The following is a 17,934-nucleotide window of genomic DNA, read 5'->3' as shown; positions in this document are numbered from 1 at the left end:
AAACTTTTTCTTCACAAAACCACTTAGCAAATATTGAAAAATGCAAGCTACGCACTCTTTTGTGGAATTAACAACCTGTTACCCCCACCTTTTACCGGATTATTATTCATCCAGGGCCGGCTTCTCCAATTCCCACCACACTGGGAACTCGTGCCCCTCATCCTCTAGCCCCAGCGCAGCAAGCAGCTCCGGCCTGCCGGTGCCCCACTCAGTCATGTCATAGTTTTGCCACGCTTTGCGCCTGTAGGAGCGGGGATCGTATGCAGTACGCGAGCCTCGATCAAACACCTTGGTGGCGCGGTCCATTTTTCCACTATGCGGAATCCCGTAACGAGGCCAATCATCCCCCGGCGCGTTGCCATGGATGAAGCTAGACCAGCGGTGCTGCATCTCATCGCGCAGGCTCGTGAGGTCATCGCGACCACCCAGCCGATTCAGGGCGCTGACCCGTGACGCAGTGAGGTCACCAAAAATTGGGGTTAGCTCCGCCGCGTGCATGGCCCCCATCCCCAACCACCGCAGGACGGTTGGGGTGAAGTCGAACCGGTACATCCAGGTGCTGGCCACCTGGCAGTGCGACTGGGCCACGGTGACCGCCGGGGCCCAGAAGAGTGCGTCGGCAAGCAAGTGAGCAAACTTGCCACGATCCTCTGCGCCGTCATAGGCGGCAAGGACCGCCTTCGCACCCACGGGGTCAAAGGCCTCAAGGAGGCGCGCCGCCGCCTTGGCGCGAGCGGCCGGGCGAACATAGAGGCCGCGGGCGAAACTGGCCTCATCCATGTTGGTGCCGATCATCAGCGGCACCGCGTGCTGCTCCCCTTTCCGGAAAACGTCCAGCGGGTGGTCAAACAACACATTGTTGTCCACGGTGGGCGCATAGCAGGAGTTGAGGTGGACGAGCTCGCGGCTGCGCCACATCATGGACTGTCCTGCGTTGATGATGTCTGCGGCGGGCAGGCTACGGAGATCCTCGAGCGTGTCCGCCAGCTTATTGTTTTTCCTCAACCTTTTCTGCAGCTGCTGCGTCCACAACGTGGACTGCGCCTTGGAGTGAATGGTCGCTATGGGTGGAGACTGGGCGATCGCGCGGTGAAAGAGACCTTGGGCGGCTGGCACACACAAGAGCGTGAGCACTGCGGCGCCACCGGCGGACTCGCCCATGAGCGTGATGTTGTCCGGATCCCCACCAAAGTGAGCAATGTTTTCCCGCACCCACTTCAGCGCAAGTAATTGATCCAGCACCGCGGGATTGGCCACGCAGTCCTCGCCCACGCTACGAAAATCCAGATACCCCAATGCGCCGAGACGAAAATTGATGGCCACGTAGACCACATCCATAGACTGCGCTAGATAATGCCCTCGCAGCAGCTGCTCGTGCGAAGATCCGTAGATGAAGCTTCCACCATGCAGGTACACCACCACTGGGAGCTTCTCGTCCGTATCAGGGCGAACAACATCCAGATTCAGGCAATCCTCGTCGCCTTTGATCTTGTCACTAGGCCCATAACTCGGCTGGGGTGCCACGGCGCCGTAGGTTGTGGCTGCAAAAACTCCGCTCCACTTCGGTGCGGGCTGCGGGGCTTTGAATCGGTTCTCACCCGCTGTGCTCGCGCCAAACGGCACGCCCCGCCAAGTGCGCACGCCCAACACCCGAGCCCCTTGAATGTAACCCTGCGTGGTCTTCACAATGCGCTCACCGTCTGGAAGCTCAGTCGCCTTGGCGTGGCCGCTTGCCTCCTTCCCGCCACGAGGCCTCAGTGATTTCCTGAGCTTAGGCACAGCTTTATCAGCAGGACCCACACTGCGCGAATCTGGGGAGATAAGAAAGCCATCACCGGCCTCAATGGCCGAGCGCAGCGTCTTCTTACCCTTACGCTTTTGCACGTTGTTGTGCAGCGACGTCCGCAACGCGGCATCAGAGTGCTTCTTACTGCGGCGTTGTGGATTCTGCTTCTTCGACATTGCTCGGTTCGCTTGCCTTGTACTTTCGTTTGGCTTTTACCGTGAACTTTGATGATTATTTAGTGGTTCGTGTGCTTTGGTGGTTCGTATGCTTTTAAGGCGGAGTGTTTTCCAGCGGGGACACGTTGCGCTTACAACAATCAGGCTTGTACGAACCAATGTAGTGGGTTTTCAAACCACGCGCCCGCTATCACTGAAAAATTGCGGACAACCTACTTGGCTGTTGTGAAGGCTTGCTAAGGCGGATATTGGCATTTGTTTCCTAATTGTTATCTGTCCTCATCCACGCAGTTCACAGCGGATGCTGAGGTGGCAGTAACCTCCGCTTTTGCCCCTCTCGGTACAGAGAAAAGGTGCGGGTTCAGGAATAATAGATACGGTGCACGCTGCTTACACAGTTGCGAAGACGCACTGTGATCAGCCACACGTGCTTCACGCCGTACGATCGTGCGCTGTAATTTTTTACTCACAAATTTAGAATTAGACATGTAGAAGAGGAAGTAACCATGGGCATTCTGGACAAGATCATTCCAGGTCGCAAGAAGGACAACACAGAAGCCACTGCTGCAGAGCAGGCGCCACACAGCACCATCGACCCAAAGGTACTGGCAGAAGAGTCCGGCCCTGTGGGCAAGGTCCTCATTGCCGCTGTGGAGAAGGCCGCGAGCATGCAGGCCGGCTTGGTTGAGAGCTACGTAGACTGGCTGCGTTCCAAGAACCCGGAGGCCACCCCAGCCCAGCTCCAGGAGATTCTAGATAAGCACTTCACCCGCTTGGTTACCGGCACCGGTGGCGCTGCAGGCAGCGCCGCAGCAATCCCAGGCATTGGCTTCATTACCGGCGCGCTCGCAATTGGTACTGAGTCCCTCGTGTTCATTGATGCTGCCGCCGTTTACGCCCTAGCATCCGCCAAGATCCGTGGTGCAAACATTCAGGATCCTGCCCGCCGTGAGGCACTGGTAATGATGTCCCTCAGTGGTGCTTCCGGCTCCGCCGTCGTGGACGCCGTTGTTGGCGGCGGCTCCCCTATGGCCATGATCTCCCGCATGTCCGTCAAGAACGTAGGCGAGGTCAACAACCGCCTGTTCCGCATGGCAGCTAAGCGTATTGGCAAGACCGTCCGCAAGTCCTTCCTGGGCAAGCTCATGCCACTGGGCATTGGCGCCGTCCTGGGCTCCATTGCCAACCGCAAGATTGCAGCCCGCATGATCGCACGCACCAACGAGGCACTCGATGCTTTGCCAGCATCCTTTGACACCCCAGCGCCAACTAACGTTGAGGAACCAAAAGTCATCACAGCAAGCGCTGAGAAGTAACGCCTAAACGCCACAGGCAACGCTTGCGATCGCGCCGTCAGGCGTGAAGCGGTACACGCCCGTCCTCACCTTTGATGAGGGCGGGCGTTTCTTCTCATCCCTATTGGTGCTGTGGCTTTTTGTATCGCTTATGGGCGTTGGCCTTTGTGCGACCTGTATTCCACTGATTACTCGTACCGCCGTCGGCTGTCTTTCAGGATTGTTTGGTGATGCGTGATGGTGGAACGACCGCTGCCATTGATATATTGCACACAAGGAAATGCCTGGGTTGCTAGCTAGTACAGTTTTACGTTGGCTGGCCACGGCTGAGCGCCACACACGAAGGAGAAGCGATGACCACACAAGCAAGTGTTTCGGCTGGTAACTCTTCCGCTGGCACTACCGCAGCTGCTTCTCCTGTGTCCGGTGGCGTAATCAAGCGCCTGATATCCACCATGTGGCACACGCCGTGGACGTTCACACTCGCCTTGGTGTCCACGGTGGCCATCACCATCTTCGAGGTAGCCATCCCCATGCTGACCGCGTCAGCGGTGGATACTGCCACGGGCGCACTCGACGGGGAGATCGCAACCGTCATCTACGTTCTGATAGCGGTGGCGCTGGCGCGGTATGTGTTTCAATTCTGTCGCCGGTATAGCGCGGGCAGGCTGGCCAACCTGCTCTCTGCTACCTTGCGCGTGCGGATCTTGAACTCGCTCCAGGCCCTCGACGGCAAGGCACAGGATACGCTGCGCACAGGGCAAATAGTTTCCAGGTCCATTTCGGATCTCAACATGACCCAAACCATGGTGGCCATGATGCCCCTGATCCTCGGCAACGTGCTGAAGTTCTTTGTGCTGCTGGGAGTAATTGTCTGGCTCGACCCACTGCTCTCCCTGGTGGCGGTCACCGTGATACCAGTGCTGATCTGGCTTACCCTTCACTCCCGCCGGGTGTTGTTCGCCGCCACATGGTCCGCACAGCAGGCTGTGGCAGAGCTTGCCACCCACGTGGAAGAAACCGTGACGGGTGTGCGCGTGGTCAAGGCTTTTGCCCAGGAAGATAACGAAACCGCCAAGCTCAATAAGCTCTCCCGCGTTGTGTATGCGGAGATGATGCGCCAAGCAAAATTGCAGGCCAAGTACCAGCCGCTGGCACAGTTGATTCCCGGTCTCGCGTTGATCGTTGGCATTGGCCTAGGTGGTTTCTTGGCCATTGGCGGCCACATCACCATCGGCATCTTCTTCGCCTTCACCTCGTATATCTCCACCGTCACCATGGTGACCGCCATGATCGCTGGCATGGTGGTCCAGATCCAGCTGGGTCTGGCGTCCGCGGAGCGCGTCTTCGAAGTCATCGATCTCACACCACACCGCGCTGACCCCACCGGAGACCGAGTCTTGTCAGTTCCTCACGGCGCGCTAGGAATGAGCCTATCTGGCGTTGACTTTGCGGTGGAATCCGCGGCATCTTCCTCGGGAAAACACCAGGTGCTCGCAGGGATGTCGCTTACCGTAACCGCCGGAGAGACTATCGCACTGGTAGGCCCACCTGGGTCCGGTAAATCCATGGCTGTGCAGCTCATGACGGGCTTTTACGATCCGGATGCCGGATCCATTTCCCTTGACGGCGAGAACGAGTCCGTAGACATCACCTCGCTTACCCGCGCCGATCTGCGCGGTGTGGTGTCGGCAGTATTTGATGAGCCGTTCTTGTACTCGGCGTCCATTCGCGAGAACATCACCATGGGTGTAGAAGCCACCGACGCAGACGTCGAAGCCGCAGCGCGTGCCGCCCAGGCACATGAGTTCATTACGGAGTTGCCTGGACGCTACGACGAGGTGGTGGGCGAACGAGGGCTCACACTCTCCGGTGGCCAGCGGCAGCGCATTGCGCTTGCTCGCGCGCTGTTCGCGCGCCCCAAAGTGCTCATTCTGGATGACGCGACCTCCGCAGTTGACGCCACCACGGAGCGCGCGATCTACCACTATCTGGCTACCGAGCTAGCATCCACCACCATCATCGCCATCGCGCACCGCGAGTCAACCCTCCAGCTGGCTGATCGCATCGCACTGGTGGATCACGGTCGTGTGGTTGATCAGGGAACACTGACCCACATGTATGCCAACCCAGAGTTTGTGCGCCTGATGGATGCGCGTGCGGCCGGCGCCCAGGAGCTGGAGCCGGAAGTAGTGCTTGATAGCCCCGAGCTTCAGGAACCATCCTGGGATCAGTTGTGGCCGCGCACCGCTGTGGGTTCTCCACGTCCTGGTTTTACCAAGGCCATGCAGCGGGCGGCATCCCAACCCGGTGCCGGCGCTGGCGGTGGCCGCCGTGCAGGTGGAGGTGGGCGCCGCGGAGGCATGAGTGGCTCGGCTGCGGCCACCCCGGCCTCTGCTGAATTGCTAGCACGGGTGGCTGCTTTGCCTCCCGCTACCTCAACCCCGCCCACGTCCGGAGATGAGTTCCGTCAAGAACTGGACCGCGTCACTGCGCGCAGCCTATTTGGACACGTGGTGTGGCTCATCGTGGCTGTGATCGGTTTGTACGTGGTCAGCGTCCTCACCTCGCTGGCGATGCCCACTCTGGTTCGCACAGCTATTGATGACGGCGTGACTCCTGGCAACAGCTCCGTGCTGTGGTGGGTTGTGGGCATTGGTGTGCTGATCACCCTGGCGGGCTGGCTGGCTACGGTGGCCTCCACCATCGTCACCATGCTCACCGGTGAACGTTTGCTGTACGAACTTAGGATTCGCTCCTACGCGCACCTGCAGAGGTTGTCCATGAGCTTTTACGAGCGCACGATGAGTGGCACCATCATGACCCGAATGACCACGGATATTGATGCACTATCTAACTTTCTGCGCACCGGCATGGCGGATACGGTGGCAGCCGCCGCCACACTGATCAGCATTGTGGCGCTGCTGGCCTATACCTCACCGCGTTTGGCCATGATCGCGCTCATCGCCGTACCTATCGTGGCCGTGGCCACCTTCTTCTTCCGCCGCATCTCCTCGCGCTTATACACGCAAGCGCGCGAGGAGGTCTCTGCGGTCAACGCCATGTTCCATGAGTCCATCGCGGGCCTGCGAACCTCCCAGCTGCATGGCAACGAGGAACGTCGGCTTAACTCCTTTGCAACCCAGACCGAGAAATTCACCCGCACCCGAATCCGCGCCCAGCGCGCAGTGAGCATTTACTTCCCTGGCATCAATGCCCTCTCCGAACTCACCTCCGCAGCAGTGCTCGGCGCGGGCGCTGCCATGGTGGCACGCGGTGAGATCGCCGCCGGCGTTTTGGTGGCGTTCCTGCTCTACCTCGGCCGTCTTTTCGGCCCCATCCAGCAGCTCAGCCAGGTCTTTGACTCCTACCAGCAAGCCCAAGTGGGCTTTAGCCGCATCACCGATCTGCTGCGCACCAAGCCGGATGTGACCGATTGCTACTCGGAGACTTCCGCCTCGAGCGCGCAGCTTTCCGACACCGCGAACGGCGCCCCTCACGCGACGGCGCGCCCGCTGGGGCCGCGCCCCCAGGCAGATCAGGTGGCAGCCTCCGCTGCCACCAAAGACCTCCACTTCTTAGACGTCAGCTTTTCTTATGGTGACAACGCTGCGCCTGTCCTGAGCAACCTCAATCTCACCATCGCCTCCGGCACCACCGTGGCTATAGTGGGCACCACCGGCGCCGGTAAGTCCACCATCATCAAACTACTCGAGCGCTTCTACGATCCCACTTCAGGGCAGGTGCTCGCGGGCACCGTGGACATTGCCACCATGCCGCTGGATTCTTGGCGACGCCACATCGGCTTCGTCCCACAGGAGCCGCACCTTTTTGCTGGCACGATCGCATCAAACATCGCTTACGGCGCCGGCGGCACCGTTAGCGAGGAAGACATCGTGGCGGCGTCCCGCAGAGTGGGCGCGCTGCGCGCCATCGCTGCGATCCCCGGCGGATTCAACGCTGAGGTTGGCGAGCGCGGACGCGGCCTATCCTCGGGACAGCGTCAGCTGATCGCTCTTGCGCGCGCGGAGCTGATGCAGCCATCCATCATGCTGCTCGACGAGGCCACTGCAACGCTGGACCCTGCGACCGAGAAGGCCATCCTTGCAGCCAGTGAAAACGTCATGCACGGCCGGACATCCATTGTGGTTGCGCACCGTTTAGCCACCGCCGCGCGGGCGGACCGCATTCTTGTCATCGACAAAGGTCAGATCATTGAAGACGGAACACATGAACAGCTGCTCACATTCGGGGGTAACTACGCTGCCATGTGGGGCAGCAAAGACGCGTAAACTAGCAGGGTATGGCTACAGATAGTCCCACGCGCATGTCACTTGTGTGAAAAACCTGCTGAAACTTCTCAACACGTTTACATCAGGGGGCATGTAGGGGTTAGCCTGTATAGAGCTATTACGTACCTTTTGCAGGTATTGTAAGTATTTAAGTAATAAATCTCACAAAGAAATGAGGCGAGCACCTGCCGTGAGCAGCGCTAGTACTTTCGGCCAGAACGATTGGCTGGTTGACGAGATGTTCCAGCAGTTCAAGAAGGACCCTAACTCTGTGGACGCAGAGTGGCGTGAACTTTTTGAGAAGCAGGGCGCACCAAGCACTCCTTCAACGCAGGCTGCGCCTGCGCAAGACGAGCGTCGCAACCTCTCTGCACCAACCGAAACCGAGCCAGAGAAGATCGCTACCAAGGCGAGCGTAGAATCCAAGGCTAAGACCGCAGAAGAGAAGCGCGAGGAAAAGAAGGCCGCTAAGAAGAAGGCCTCCCCACTCTCCCGCGCTGGCGAGCTCCCTGACTCCGGCTCCTCCACCATCAAGGGCATCTTCAAGGCTATTGCCAAGAACATGGATGAATCCCTTGAGGTTCCAACAGCAACCTCAGTTCGTGACATGCCGGTTAAGCTCATGTTTGAGAACCGCGCAATGATCAATGAGCACCTCAAGCACACCCACGGTGGCAAGATCTCCTTCACCCACGTGATCGGTTACGCTCTGGTCAAGGCCGTCATGGCTCACCCAGACATGAACAACTTCTACACCGTAGAAGATGGCAAGCCTACCCTTCACGTTCCTGAGCACATCAACCTGGGTATCGCCATTGATATTCAGCAGAAGGATGGCTCCCGCGCTCTCGTAGTTCCTTCCATCAAGGAATGTGAGACGCTGAACTTCCGTGAGTTCCTGGACAAGTACGAGGACATCGTTGCTCGTGGCCGCAACGGCAAGCTCACCATGGATGACTACTCCGGCGTCACCATCTCCCTGACCAACCCAGGTGGCATTGGTACCCGCCACTCCGTTCCTCGCCTCACCAAGGGCCAGGGCGCGATCATCGGTGTTGGTTCCATGGACTACCCAGCAGAGTTCGCTGGCGCATCCGAGGACCGTCTGGCTGAGCTCGGTGTAGGCAAGCTGGTAACCATTACCTCTACGTACGATCACCGCATCATTCAGGGCGCTGAGTCCGGCGAGTTCCTGCGCACCATGTCCCAGCTCTTCATCGATGACGCATTCTGGGATGACATCTTCTCCTCCATGCGTATCCCTTACGCTCCAATGCGCTGGGCACAGGACGTTCCTAACACCGGTATTGATAAGAACACCCGTGTTATGCAGCTTATTGAGGCGTACCGCTCCCGCGGCCACCTCATCGCTGACGTCAACCCACTTCGCTGGGTACAGCCAGGCATGCCAATCCCTGACTACTCTGACTTGGACATCCAGACCCACGGCCTGACCCTGTGGGACTTGGATCGTACCTTCAACGTCGGTGGCTTCGTTGGCCGCGAGACCATGACCCTGCGCGAGGTTCTGTCTACCCTGCGCAATGCGTACACCCTCAAGGTTGGTTCCGAGTACACCCACATCCTCGACCGCGACGAGCGCATGTGGCTGCAGGAGCGCCTCGAGGCAGGCATGCCAAAGCCAACCAGCGCTGAGCAGAAGTACATCCTGCAGAAGGTCAATGCTGCTGAGGCATTTGAGAACTTCCTGCAGACCAAGTACGTGGGCCAGAAGCGCTTCTCCCTCGAGGGTTCTGAAGCACTGATCCCAATGATGGACTCCGTCATCGACACCGCAGCAGGCCAGGGCTTGGACGAGGTTGTTATTGGCATGCCACACCGTGGCCGCCTGAACGTTTTGTTCAACATCGTTGGTAAGTCCCTTGCCACCATCTTCACCGAGTTCGAGGGCCACATTGAGTCCAAGGCTGCTGGTGGTTCCGGTGACGTTAAGTACCACCTGGGCGCTGAAGGCACCCACATCCAGATGTTCGGCGACGGAGAGATCAAGGTCTCCCTCACCGCAAACCCATCCCACCTCGAGGCTGTTAACCCAGTCATGGAGGGTATTGCGCGCGCAAAGCAGGACATCCTGGACAAGGGCGAAGACGGCTACTCTGTTGTTCCAATTCAGCTCCACGGTGACGCAGCATTCGCTGGCCTGGGTATTGTCCAGGAGACCATCAACCTGGCTAACCTGCGTGGCTACACCGTAGGTGGCACCGTTCACATCGTGGTGAACAACCAGATTGGCTTCACCACCACCCCTGAGAGCGGCCGCTCCAGCCACTACTGCACCGACTTGGCAAAGGGCTACGGCTGCCCAGTATTCCACGTCAATGGTGATGACCCAGAGGCAGTTGTCTGGGTAGGCCAGCTGGCTACCGAGTACCGCCGCCGCTTTGGCAAGGACGTCTTCATCGACCTCATCTCCTACCGCCGCCGCGGTCACAACGAGGCCGACGATCCATCCATGACCCAGCCAATGATGTACGAGCTCATCGACGGCCGCAAGACCGTTCGCGAGCAGTACCGCGACGACCTCCTCGGCCGTGGCGAGCTGTCCGAAGAGGACGCAGAGAAGGCAGAGCGCGACTTCCATGACCAGATGGAGTCCGTCTTCAACGAGGTCAAGGAAACCGAGAAGGAAGCATTCGCCCTGCAGACCGGCATCACCTCTGCACAGGAGCTTCCACACGGTCTGAAGACCAACATCTCCAAGGAAGATCTCTACGAGATCGGCGAGGCATACGCTACCCCACCAGAGGGCTTCACCTTCCACTCCCGCGTTGCACCAGTGGCAAAGAAGCGCTTCGAGGCTGTTCAGAACGGCGGCATCGACTGGGGCTGGGGCGAGCTCATTGCCTTCTCCTCCTTGGCTAACGCAGGCAAGATCGTCCGTCTCGCAGGCGAAGACGTTCGCCGCGGTACCTTCACCCAGCGCCACGCTGTTGTATTCGATCCAAACAACGGTAACGAGTACAACGCAATCAACGAGCTGGCCCAGAAGAAGGGCAACGGCGGCCGCTTCATGGTCTACAACTCCGCGCTCACCGAGTACGCGGGCATGGGCTTCGAGTACGGCTACTCTGTGGGTAACCCAGACGCAGTTGTTGCATGGGAAGCACAGTTCGGTGACTTCGCCAACGGCGCACAGACCATCATCGATGAGTATGTCTCCTCCGGCGAAGCCAAGTGGGGTCAGCTGTCCTCCGTCATCCTGCTCCTGCCACACGGCTACGAGGGTCAGGGACCGGACCACTCCTCCGCACGCATCGAGCGTTACCTGCAGCTGTGTGCTGAGGGCACCATGACCGTGGCTCAGCCATCTACCCCGGCTAACCACTTCCACCTGATCCGCCGCCACGCACTTGGTGGACTGAAGCGACCACTGGTTGTCTTCACCCCTAAGTCCATGCTCCGCATGAAGGCAGCAACCTCCTCCATCGAGGACTTCACCAAGGTTGAGAAGTTCAAGTCCGTGATTGATGACCCACGCTTCGAGGGCAAGGACAAGTCTTCCGTCAAGACCATCATGCTGGTCTCCGGCAAGCTGTACTACGAGCTCGCTAAGCGCGCCACCAAGGAGAAGCGCGACGATGTCGCGATTGTCCGCCTTGAGATGCTGCACCCAATCCCATTCAACCGCCTGAAGGAAGCTTTCGATTCCTACTCCAACGCTGAGGAGATCCGCTTCTGCCAGGACGAGCCAGCAAACCAGGGTCCATGGCCGTTCCTTAACGAGCACCTGCGTAACCTGATCCCAGATATGCTGCCAATGAAGCGCGTTTCCAGGCGCGCTCAGGCTTCCACCGCAACCGGCCTTTCCAAGGTCCACGCTGTGGAGCAGGCTGCACTGCTAGACGAGGCCTTCGCTAAGTAAGCTCCAAAGAAAAAGGAGCCGTACTTTAAGTACGGCTCCTTTTTTCGTGCGTGATAACAGAAAAAGACGAGGCTTTTGCCTCGTCTTTTTTAGATATCGTTGTCGTCTAAGTAATCGCTTACGGTCTGGCTTACTGATTGGCCACCGTCAACCTTATCTACCAGCTCCTCAAGGTCAGCAGTATTGAGTGTGCCGGACATGTAATTGAGCATTTGGCGGTCCTCGCGTTCCAGAAGCGGGACGCGGTAGATAGGAACCACATTGTTAGCAAGCCCTACGTCAGGATCGGTCTTAGCGTCTGCACAGGCCACGGCGTTCGATGGGTCAGTGGCATCCAAATCCTTAACCAGAGAGGCCATGAGCGCAGCGTAGGCATCTTCACGCTTTTCATCCAGCGTGGCCGGGGAATTGTCCCCTTCCATCTCAGCGTACTTGGCTCGTAGTTTCTCAGCCTCAGGTTCATTATGACGTTCAACAAACGTGCCCGCGCAGGCGATGAACACATCACCGTGGCCCTGGCTCAGCGCAGTGACAGGATCTATCCCCGGTTCTAGCGGTTTCAGCGTAGCTTCCCGCCCCATGCGGGTCATGGTCTGCGCATACAGCTCCGGGAGCACCAGCTGCTCTGGGGCATCGCCTTGGACGAGGACCTGTACAACAGGTGCAGAGTCCACCTGGCGGGGATTGCTTGGCTCCTGATCCGCGCAGGATGACAGCACCAATGGTGATGCCGCTGCAACTGCGATGGCTGTGAGCTTTCCCAGGGTATTCACTGCTTTGAGGTTTCCGTTTCCTTGAGCGCGGATATAACTCGTTTAGTTTACCCCGTCCTAGACGGTGAGTTTGCCCTCACGCACTGCTTCCGCAATTCGATCGCGAGCTTCCCGTGCCTTCATAGGATGACAAATGATGTCATAACGGCCGGCGACAATTTGGGTGGATGATGAGAAATCTCTGCGCCCGCCGGACAGTCCGTAACTAGCGGCGGCGGTGATGAGGCCAAAGATGACACCCATGAGCACGCCCGTGAACAGCGCGGAAGACCAGCTTGCGGTGATAATACCCAAGATCAGGCCGAAGAACAGGCCCAGCCATGCCCCGGATGCTGCGCCGCCAACCAGCACACGCCCCCATGTCAGACGACCTGTTACGCGCTCGACCTCCATGAGGTCCACGCCCACGATGGTGATGTCCTCTACAGGGAACTCGTTATCCGAGAGCATATCCACTGCCGCTTGAGCCTGGGAATACGAGGTGAACGAACCTACAGGCCACCCTTCCGGGGCCTTACGCTGGGTAAGTTCAGCGCTCATTGCCTTGGCTTTAGGTTTCTTATCATCCTGCATGACTTGTGTGGGACTCCTTAATTTTCCTTTGCGCTAACAATAAATGTAACGCCTCCATTTTTCGCTTTGTTCCCTTCACTGAAACTGCTCTACACTTTGATGTTATGAGCCAAGTAACAAAAGTTTATGCGGGTCGTCTTGCAGGCATGGTCGTTCGCGGCCCCGACACGGACGTCATTGGCCGAGTGCGCGATGTAATTGTTAACATTCGCCCATCCGGCTATCGCTCACGCGTGCTTGGCATTGTGGTGGAGATGACCAACAAGCGGCGCATCTTTGTGCCTATCCTCCGCGTAGCCTCCATTGATCCGCACGAGATCAGCTTGTCATCCGGATCCGTTTCCCTCCGCGCCTACAAGCCTCGCCCAGGCGAGATCGCCTTGGTGGCGGATGCCATCGGCTCCAAGGTGCACACGGACGCACCGGAGCACGAAGAACTGCATTCCAAGGCGCTGGAGGTTGCCGACGTAGAATTTGAGCGCTCCCGCACACGCGACTGGGCTATTTCCCGCGTGGCACTCATTGGAAGTCGCCCCAAGTTTGGCCGCCGCCCTGAGCTCTACACGGTGGAGTGGGACCACATCCATGGCCTGCACCCTGCCACTTCAGAGACCTTGACCGAGGCTGCAGCCGAGCTGTTGAGTGAGTTCGAGGACATGCGCCCTGCAGACGTGGCAACGATGCTGTATGAGTTGCCTGAAAAGCAGCGTGTGAACCTTGCGGGTGAGCTTGATGATGAGCGTTTGGCTGACGTCCTGCAGGAAATGAGTGAGGAGCGCCAGGCAGAGCTGATTGAAACTCTGGATATTGAGCGCGCCGCCGACATTCTTGAAGAGATGGATCCGGATGACGCCGCGGACCTGCTGGGCGAGCTGGATGAGGCGAAGGCAGATGTCTTGCTGGAGCTCATGGACCCGGAGGAGTCTGCTCCTGTCCGTCGTTTGATGACATTCAGCCCAGATACCGTGGGTGCGCTCATGACCCCAGAACCACTCATTCTTGCGCCGCAGACCACCGTGGCAGAGGCACTCGCCCACGCCCGCAACCCGGATCTGCCTACATCGCTTGCGTCGATGATCTTTGTGGTTCGCCCACCCACAGCGACCCCAACCGGTAAGTACCTAGGCTGTGTCCACCTGCAGAAGCTCTTGCGAGAACCGCCAAGTTCCCTCGTCTCGGGCATTCTGGACCCAGACCTCCCGCCTCTGTACGCGGATGATCTGCAGGAGACTGCCGCGCGCTACTTCGCAACCTACAACCTGGTGTGTGGCCCCGTCATTGATGATGACGGGCACTTGCTGGGCGCGGTCAGCGTGGACGACTTGCTCGACCACTTGCTACCTGATGATTGGCGTGATGGTGGCATCCGCCCTAACGGCCACATTCGTGAAGGAAGGGAGGACTAATGGCTGACTACAATCGCTCCGGCCTCGATACCCCGTTGGTGCCTGGCTCTCGCAAGGCAATCCAGCTCGACGATGAAAAGGTGGGCGCATTCGCCGAAAACATCGCCCGCTTCTTTGGCACCGGCAAGTACCTGATGTGGCAGACGGTGTTCGTGGTCATCTGGGTCGCGCTCAACGTCGGTGGCTTCTGGTGGAGCTGGGACCCCTACCCTTTCATTCTCCTGAACTTGGCGTTTTCCACCCAGGCTGCGTACGCGGCGCCGCTGATTCTGCTTGCTCAGAACCGTCAGGAAGATCGCGACCAGGTGGCCATCAATGAGGACCGCCGCCGCGCCTTCGAAACGAAGGCCGACACGGAGTTCATTACCCGCGAGCTCGCCGGCCTGCGCCTAGCCATGGGTGACATGGTGACCCGAGATTACCTCCGAGATCAGCTGGAGGACATCCAGAACATGTTGGAACGCATTGAGGCCAAGATCGACGACGAAGCCGCAGAGCGCGTGGCCTTGCGCCACGAGATGGATGAGATCTCCGCCCGCGAGGAGCTTTCCGACCCAACCCAGGGCGAAGTCATCGACGACCCCGATGAGCAACCCCATAGTTAAACAAAAGCAAGGCTTTAAGCCTTGCTTTTTTTATTTGACGGAGAAGCCCTGCGCCTCAACGTGGTCAAAGAACAGGTCCCGCGACGGCTTTGAGGTGAGCTTCTTCGCAATCTGCGTAGTGAACTCATCTACGCGATTGTTAGCGTCGCGCAGATCGTAGTAGGTGTGCATGATAGCGTCGTACTCCGTGAGCTCATCTAGCCATGAACTAGGCTCGCTGTAGGAGTCCTCCATGACGCGGAGTTGGCGAGGCATGCGCGGTTTCAACTGAGGCTTCTGATTGGGATGCCCCAGCATGAGTCCCACCACGGGGAAGGTGTACTTAGGCAGCTTCAGGGCCTTGATCAGCGCGGCGTAGTCATTAAGCACCGAACCCAGGTAGCACACTCCTAGCCCTAAAGACTCAGCTGCAACCGCGAGGTTCTGCGCCATCAACACAGCGTCCGTGAATCCTTCTCGGAAAACGTCAGCAGAGGTTGCAACGGATGTATCTAAGCCTTGTTCTTCCAGAATTCGGTAGCTGCGACGTGCATCGACGATAAACACCATCAGCTCTGGCGCGTCAGCGATGTAAGGCTGCGTGCCAATGCGCGCGAGCTCCGCGCGCAGGGCGCGGTCCTTCACGCGGATGATCCCAGCGTGCTGGAAGCCTCGGGAGGTGGGTGCGGCCATGGCGACGTCGAAAAGCGTGTTCATGGTTTCTTCCGCCACAGGTTCACCGGTGAACTGGCGAATTGAGCGGTGTGCTAGCTGGCTTTCAATAGTCTCGTTCATTGCACCAATACTAATAACAACTTGTTCAGCCGCCTATATTCACCCGAACACAACTCATGTGGAACCTAGGCCAAGCGGTGGCGTAAAGTTGGGAATCGATGAGCACTATACAGATCACAGAGAACCAAGTCCGTCAAGCGCTGTCGCGCGTTGAGGACCCAGAAATTGGCAAGCCAATCACCGAACTAGGCATGGTCAAGTCCATCGATATCAACGGCAATGACGTCAACGTTGTCATTTACTTGACCATTGCTGGCTGCCCAATGAAATCCACCCTGCTGAGCAATACCCAGGCAGCCGTGGAGGACATTGAGGGCGTGGGTACCGTTAGCGTTGCCAGTGACGTGATGAGCGACGAGCAGCGCCGCGAACTCCGCATGTCCCTGCGCGGTGCCCACGACGAGCCAGTTATTCCATTCGCACAGCCGGACTCCACCACTCGTGTGTTCGCAGTGGCCTCCGGCAAGGGTGGCGTGGGCAAGTCCTCCATGACCGTCAACCTGGCCACCGCACTGGCATCCAAGGGTCTGAAGGTGGGCGTTCTTGATGCGGACATTTACGGCCACTCCGTCCCAGGCATGCTGGGCAACCAGGACCGTCCGCATGCAGTGGATGACATGATCATGCCACCACAGGCTCACGGCGTGAAGCTGATCTCCATCGCACACTTCGTGGAAGGCAACGCACCGGTTGTGTGGCGTGGCCCGATGCTGCACCGAGCAATCCAGCAGTTCCTAGCCGACGTCTTCTGGGGCGACCTCGACATCCTGCTTCTCGACCTCCCACCAGGAACCGGTGACATCGCCATCTCCGTAGCCCAGCTCCTGCCAAACGCAGAGCTGCTGATCGTCACCACACCGCAGGCCGCAGCAGCCGAGGTAGCCGAGCGCGCAGGGTCCATTTCCATGCAGACCCAGCAGCGCATCGCCGGCGTTATTGAAAACATGGCAGGCATGCTCATGCCTGACGGCACCACGATGGACGTCTTCGGCACCGGTGGCGGTGAAGCCGTAACCAAGCGCCTGAGTGACCTCACCGGCACAAAGGTTGAGCTGCTGGGCTCCGTACCGTTGGATCCAAACCTCCGTGTTGGTGGTGATGAAGGCACCCCAATCGCCCTCGGTGCACCTGATTCCCCAACCGGCGCAGCTATCCACGCCATCGCGGACAAGCTCATCGTCCGCAAGGACTCCCTCGCCGGAAGGCCACTGGGCTTGGGAGTCACACGCAGCTAGTGTGAGCAAGATTCTTTCTTACACAGTAACTAGGGAGCACTTCTGACCACCTGCAGTTGGGTGGCAGAAGTGCTCTTAGTGGTTCGGGAAAGATTAGGTAACGTCTTCCAAACCCGTTTCCGGCTTGGGTTCAGGCTGTGGTTTTGGCTGCTCGGCGTAAATCTTCGAATAATCAAAGGCTGGCTTGTGCTGCGCTGGGCCAACCTGCCCATTGTCCGGCGGCGTATCACGCTGTACTCGGCTAACGGGAGCTTTCTTACCACGGCGGCTGGCATCACCGGCAGTGTCATCCTGCATCATACGGTTGGGACTGAAGGAGTCCATGAACTCCTCATCGCCATCAAATAGCGCCTTGGTAATGACGCCGCGAGGGCCCATCTTCCGGAACTGGGCGACCTGGCTCAGTGGCTTGCGGAATTCTTCCAGATCCTCGCCGAGTCCCTCGAATTCTCCGTTAAGTTCAGCCTTGGCGTTAGCAATAGCCTTGCGGGCAGCATAGATAGCGGCCCGCACGTCCTCCACAATCCGCGGGAGGCGTTCGGGGCCTACGAAAATAATGCCGATGATGAGAAGGGCAAGGATTTCTGGCCAGCCAATGGATGAAAACACGGTACTTACCTTACCGCCTACTTCTCCCCGCGCTTAAATGACTTAGCCACGTTTTCCAGCTTCCTGATCAAAGAGACCGGATGGTCTGCGGTATCCTCCGCAGTTGGGCCGCTAGGACACAAGGACTCAATCTGGGCGAGCTTGGCAATCAGGGAGCTTGGTGCGTGCACGTCATCATTACTGCACGCCTTAATACGTTGGGAGGCGCTGCGCTGGGAGGATACCTCCACACGGCACTCCTCACAGTGGATCATGTGGATCCGTGCGCGGTGCTTTGCCACATCTGACAGCTCATCATCCACGTATGCGGCGATAGCCTCTGGGTTGAGGTGATCGACGGACGCGAAGTCTGGGCGTTCAAAACGCCGACGCTGTGCACGCGCCTTAAGCTTCTCCGCCTCACCGCGCACAAAGTCACGGTTAAATTTGGCGGCGCGTACTTTAGTATCCTCCACTAGTTTTTTGGGAACTGGATTTGGTTCTAGCATACTGCCACCTCCCTTAAACGTCTTACCTCTTGTTGTACC

At 58.4% G+C, this 17,934-nt stretch carries 12 protein-coding genes; 6 read left to right on the top strand and 6 right to left on the bottom strand.

What is annotated here, in order from left to right; genetic code table 11:
* Positions 1-102: 102 nt before the first annotated feature.
* Entirely contained in the window at positions 103-1,962 is a 1,860-nt protein-coding gene (locus ACXM2N_RS04705; RefSeq protein WP_458490500.1) for a carboxylesterase/lipase family protein, read from the bottom strand.
* A gap of 506 nt (positions 1,963-2,468) precedes the next feature.
* Between ACXM2N_RS04705 and ACXM2N_RS04700 the strand changes: the two genes are divergently transcribed.
* From ACXM2N_RS04700 to ACXM2N_RS04690, 3 genes are all read left to right on the top strand, one after another.
* Positions 2,469-3,278, top strand: coding sequence for a hypothetical protein (locus ACXM2N_RS04700; RefSeq protein WP_458490498.1), 810 nt, complete (start codon positions 2,469-2,471; stop codon positions 3,276-3,278).
* A gap of 398 nt (positions 3,279-3,676) precedes the next feature.
* Entirely contained in the window at positions 3,677-7,549 is a 3,873-nt protein-coding gene (locus ACXM2N_RS04695; RefSeq protein ID WP_458491015.1) for an ABC transporter ATP-binding protein, read from the top strand.
* Between the two features lie 172 nt (positions 7,550-7,721).
* Positions 7,722-11,432 (top strand): multifunctional oxoglutarate decarboxylase/oxoglutarate dehydrogenase thiamine pyrophosphate-binding subunit/dihydrolipoyllysine-residue succinyltransferase subunit, encoded by a 3,711-nt coding sequence (locus tag ACXM2N_RS04690; protein ID WP_458490496.1) that lies wholly within the window; start codon positions 7,722-7,724, stop codon positions 11,430-11,432.
* An 89-nt stretch (positions 11,433-11,521) separates the two neighbouring features.
* Here the strand turns inward: ACXM2N_RS04690 and ACXM2N_RS04685 are convergent, their stop codons facing one another.
* Both ACXM2N_RS04685 and ACXM2N_RS04680 read right to left on the bottom strand, forming a co-directional pair.
* Positions 11,522-12,205 carry a hypothetical protein gene (locus ACXM2N_RS04685; RefSeq protein ID WP_458490494.1) on the bottom strand — a complete coding sequence of 228 codons (684 nt, stop codon included), beginning with the start codon at positions 12,203-12,205 and terminating at the stop codon, positions 11,522-11,524.
* A 57-nt stretch (positions 12,206-12,262) separates the two neighbouring features.
* Positions 12,263-12,778 carry a general stress protein gene (locus ACXM2N_RS04680; protein WP_458490492.1) on the bottom strand — a complete coding sequence of 172 codons (516 nt, stop codon included), beginning with the start codon at positions 12,776-12,778 and terminating at the stop codon, positions 12,263-12,265.
* Positions 12,779-12,882: 104 nt separating this feature from the next.
* On the opposite strand from ACXM2N_RS04680, the gene ACXM2N_RS04675 reads away from it, so the two are divergent.
* Both ACXM2N_RS04675 and ACXM2N_RS04670 read left to right on the top strand, forming a co-directional pair.
* Positions 12,883-14,184 carry a magnesium transporter MgtE N-terminal domain-containing protein gene (locus ACXM2N_RS04675; RefSeq protein WP_458490490.1) on the top strand — a complete coding sequence of 434 codons (1,302 nt, stop codon included), beginning with the start codon at positions 12,883-12,885 and terminating at the stop codon, positions 14,182-14,184.
* Positions 14,184-14,789 carry a DUF1003 domain-containing protein gene (locus tag ACXM2N_RS04670; RefSeq protein WP_458490488.1) on the top strand — a complete coding sequence of 202 codons (606 nt, stop codon included), beginning with the start codon at positions 14,184-14,186 and terminating at the stop codon, positions 14,787-14,789. Before ACXM2N_RS04675 ends, ACXM2N_RS04670 begins: the two co-directional genes overlap by 1 nt.
* A gap of 30 nt (positions 14,790-14,819) precedes the next feature.
* On the opposite strand, the gene ACXM2N_RS04665 is transcribed toward ACXM2N_RS04670, so the two are convergent.
* The gene (locus ACXM2N_RS04665; RefSeq protein WP_458490486.1) at positions 14,820-15,563 is read right to left on the bottom strand and encodes an NADPH-dependent oxidoreductase; all 744 of its coding nucleotides are present in this window, start codon (positions 15,561-15,563) and stop codon (positions 14,820-14,822) included.
* Positions 15,564-15,661: 98 nt separating this feature from the next.
* Between ACXM2N_RS04665 and ACXM2N_RS04660 the strand changes: the two genes are divergently transcribed.
* Positions 15,662-16,798 (top strand): Mrp/NBP35 family ATP-binding protein, encoded by a 1,137-nt coding sequence (locus ACXM2N_RS04660; RefSeq protein WP_458490484.1) that lies wholly within the window; start codon positions 15,662-15,664, stop codon positions 16,796-16,798.
* 93 nt (positions 16,799-16,891) lie between these two features.
* On the opposite strand, the gene ACXM2N_RS04655 is transcribed toward ACXM2N_RS04660, so the two are convergent.
* Positions 16,892-17,407: a hypothetical protein gene (locus ACXM2N_RS04655; RefSeq protein WP_458490482.1), complete on the bottom strand. Its 516-nt coding sequence runs from the start codon at positions 17,405-17,407 to the stop codon at positions 16,892-16,894.
* Positions 17,408-17,424: 17 nt separating this feature from the next.
* On the bottom strand, positions 17,425-17,895 hold the full coding sequence (locus tag ACXM2N_RS04650; protein ID WP_458490480.1) for an anti-sigma factor family protein: 471 nt from the start codon (positions 17,893-17,895) through the stop codon (positions 17,425-17,427).
* Between the last annotated feature and the right edge of the window lie 39 nt (positions 17,896-17,934).

Source organism: Corynebacterium sp. ZY180755, assembly GCF_054331495.1.
Note: the sequence above shows the minus strand (reverse complement) of the source record. Positions and strands in the feature narration are given on the sequence as shown.

What these genes read in the sequence shown, in the direction of transcription:
- ACXM2N_RS04705 (WP_458490500.1), bottom strand. Translation starts at nt 1,962, where the DNA reads ATGTCGAAGAAGCAGAATCCACAACGCCGCAGTAAGAAGCACTCTGAT.
- ACXM2N_RS04700 (WP_458490498.1), top strand. Translation starts at nt 2,469, where the DNA reads ATGGGCATTCTGGACAAGATCATTCCAGGTCGCAAGAAGGACAACACA.
- ACXM2N_RS04690 (WP_458490496.1), top strand. Translation starts at nt 7,722, where the DNA reads ATGAGGCGAGCACCTGCCGTGAGCAGCGCTAGTACTTTCGGCCAGAAC.
- ACXM2N_RS04680 (WP_458490492.1), bottom strand. Translation starts at nt 12,778, where the DNA reads ATGCAGGATGATAAGAAACCTAAAGCCAAGGCAATGAGCGCTGAACTT.
- ACXM2N_RS04675 (WP_458490490.1), top strand. Translation starts at nt 12,883, where the DNA reads ATGAGCCAAGTAACAAAAGTTTATGCGGGTCGTCTTGCAGGCATGGTC.
- ACXM2N_RS04670 (WP_458490488.1), top strand. Translation starts at nt 14,184, where the DNA reads ATGGCTGACTACAATCGCTCCGGCCTCGATACCCCGTTGGTGCCTGGC.
- ACXM2N_RS04665 (WP_458490486.1), bottom strand. Translation starts at nt 15,563, where the DNA reads ATGAACGAGACTATTGAAAGCCAGCTAGCACACCGCTCAATTCGCCAG.
- ACXM2N_RS04660 (WP_458490484.1), top strand. Translation starts at nt 15,662, where the DNA reads ATGAGCACTATACAGATCACAGAGAACCAAGTCCGTCAAGCGCTGTCG.
- ACXM2N_RS04650 (WP_458490480.1), bottom strand. Translation starts at nt 17,895, where the DNA reads ATGCTAGAACCAAATCCAGTTCCCAAAAAACTAGTGGAGGATACTAAA.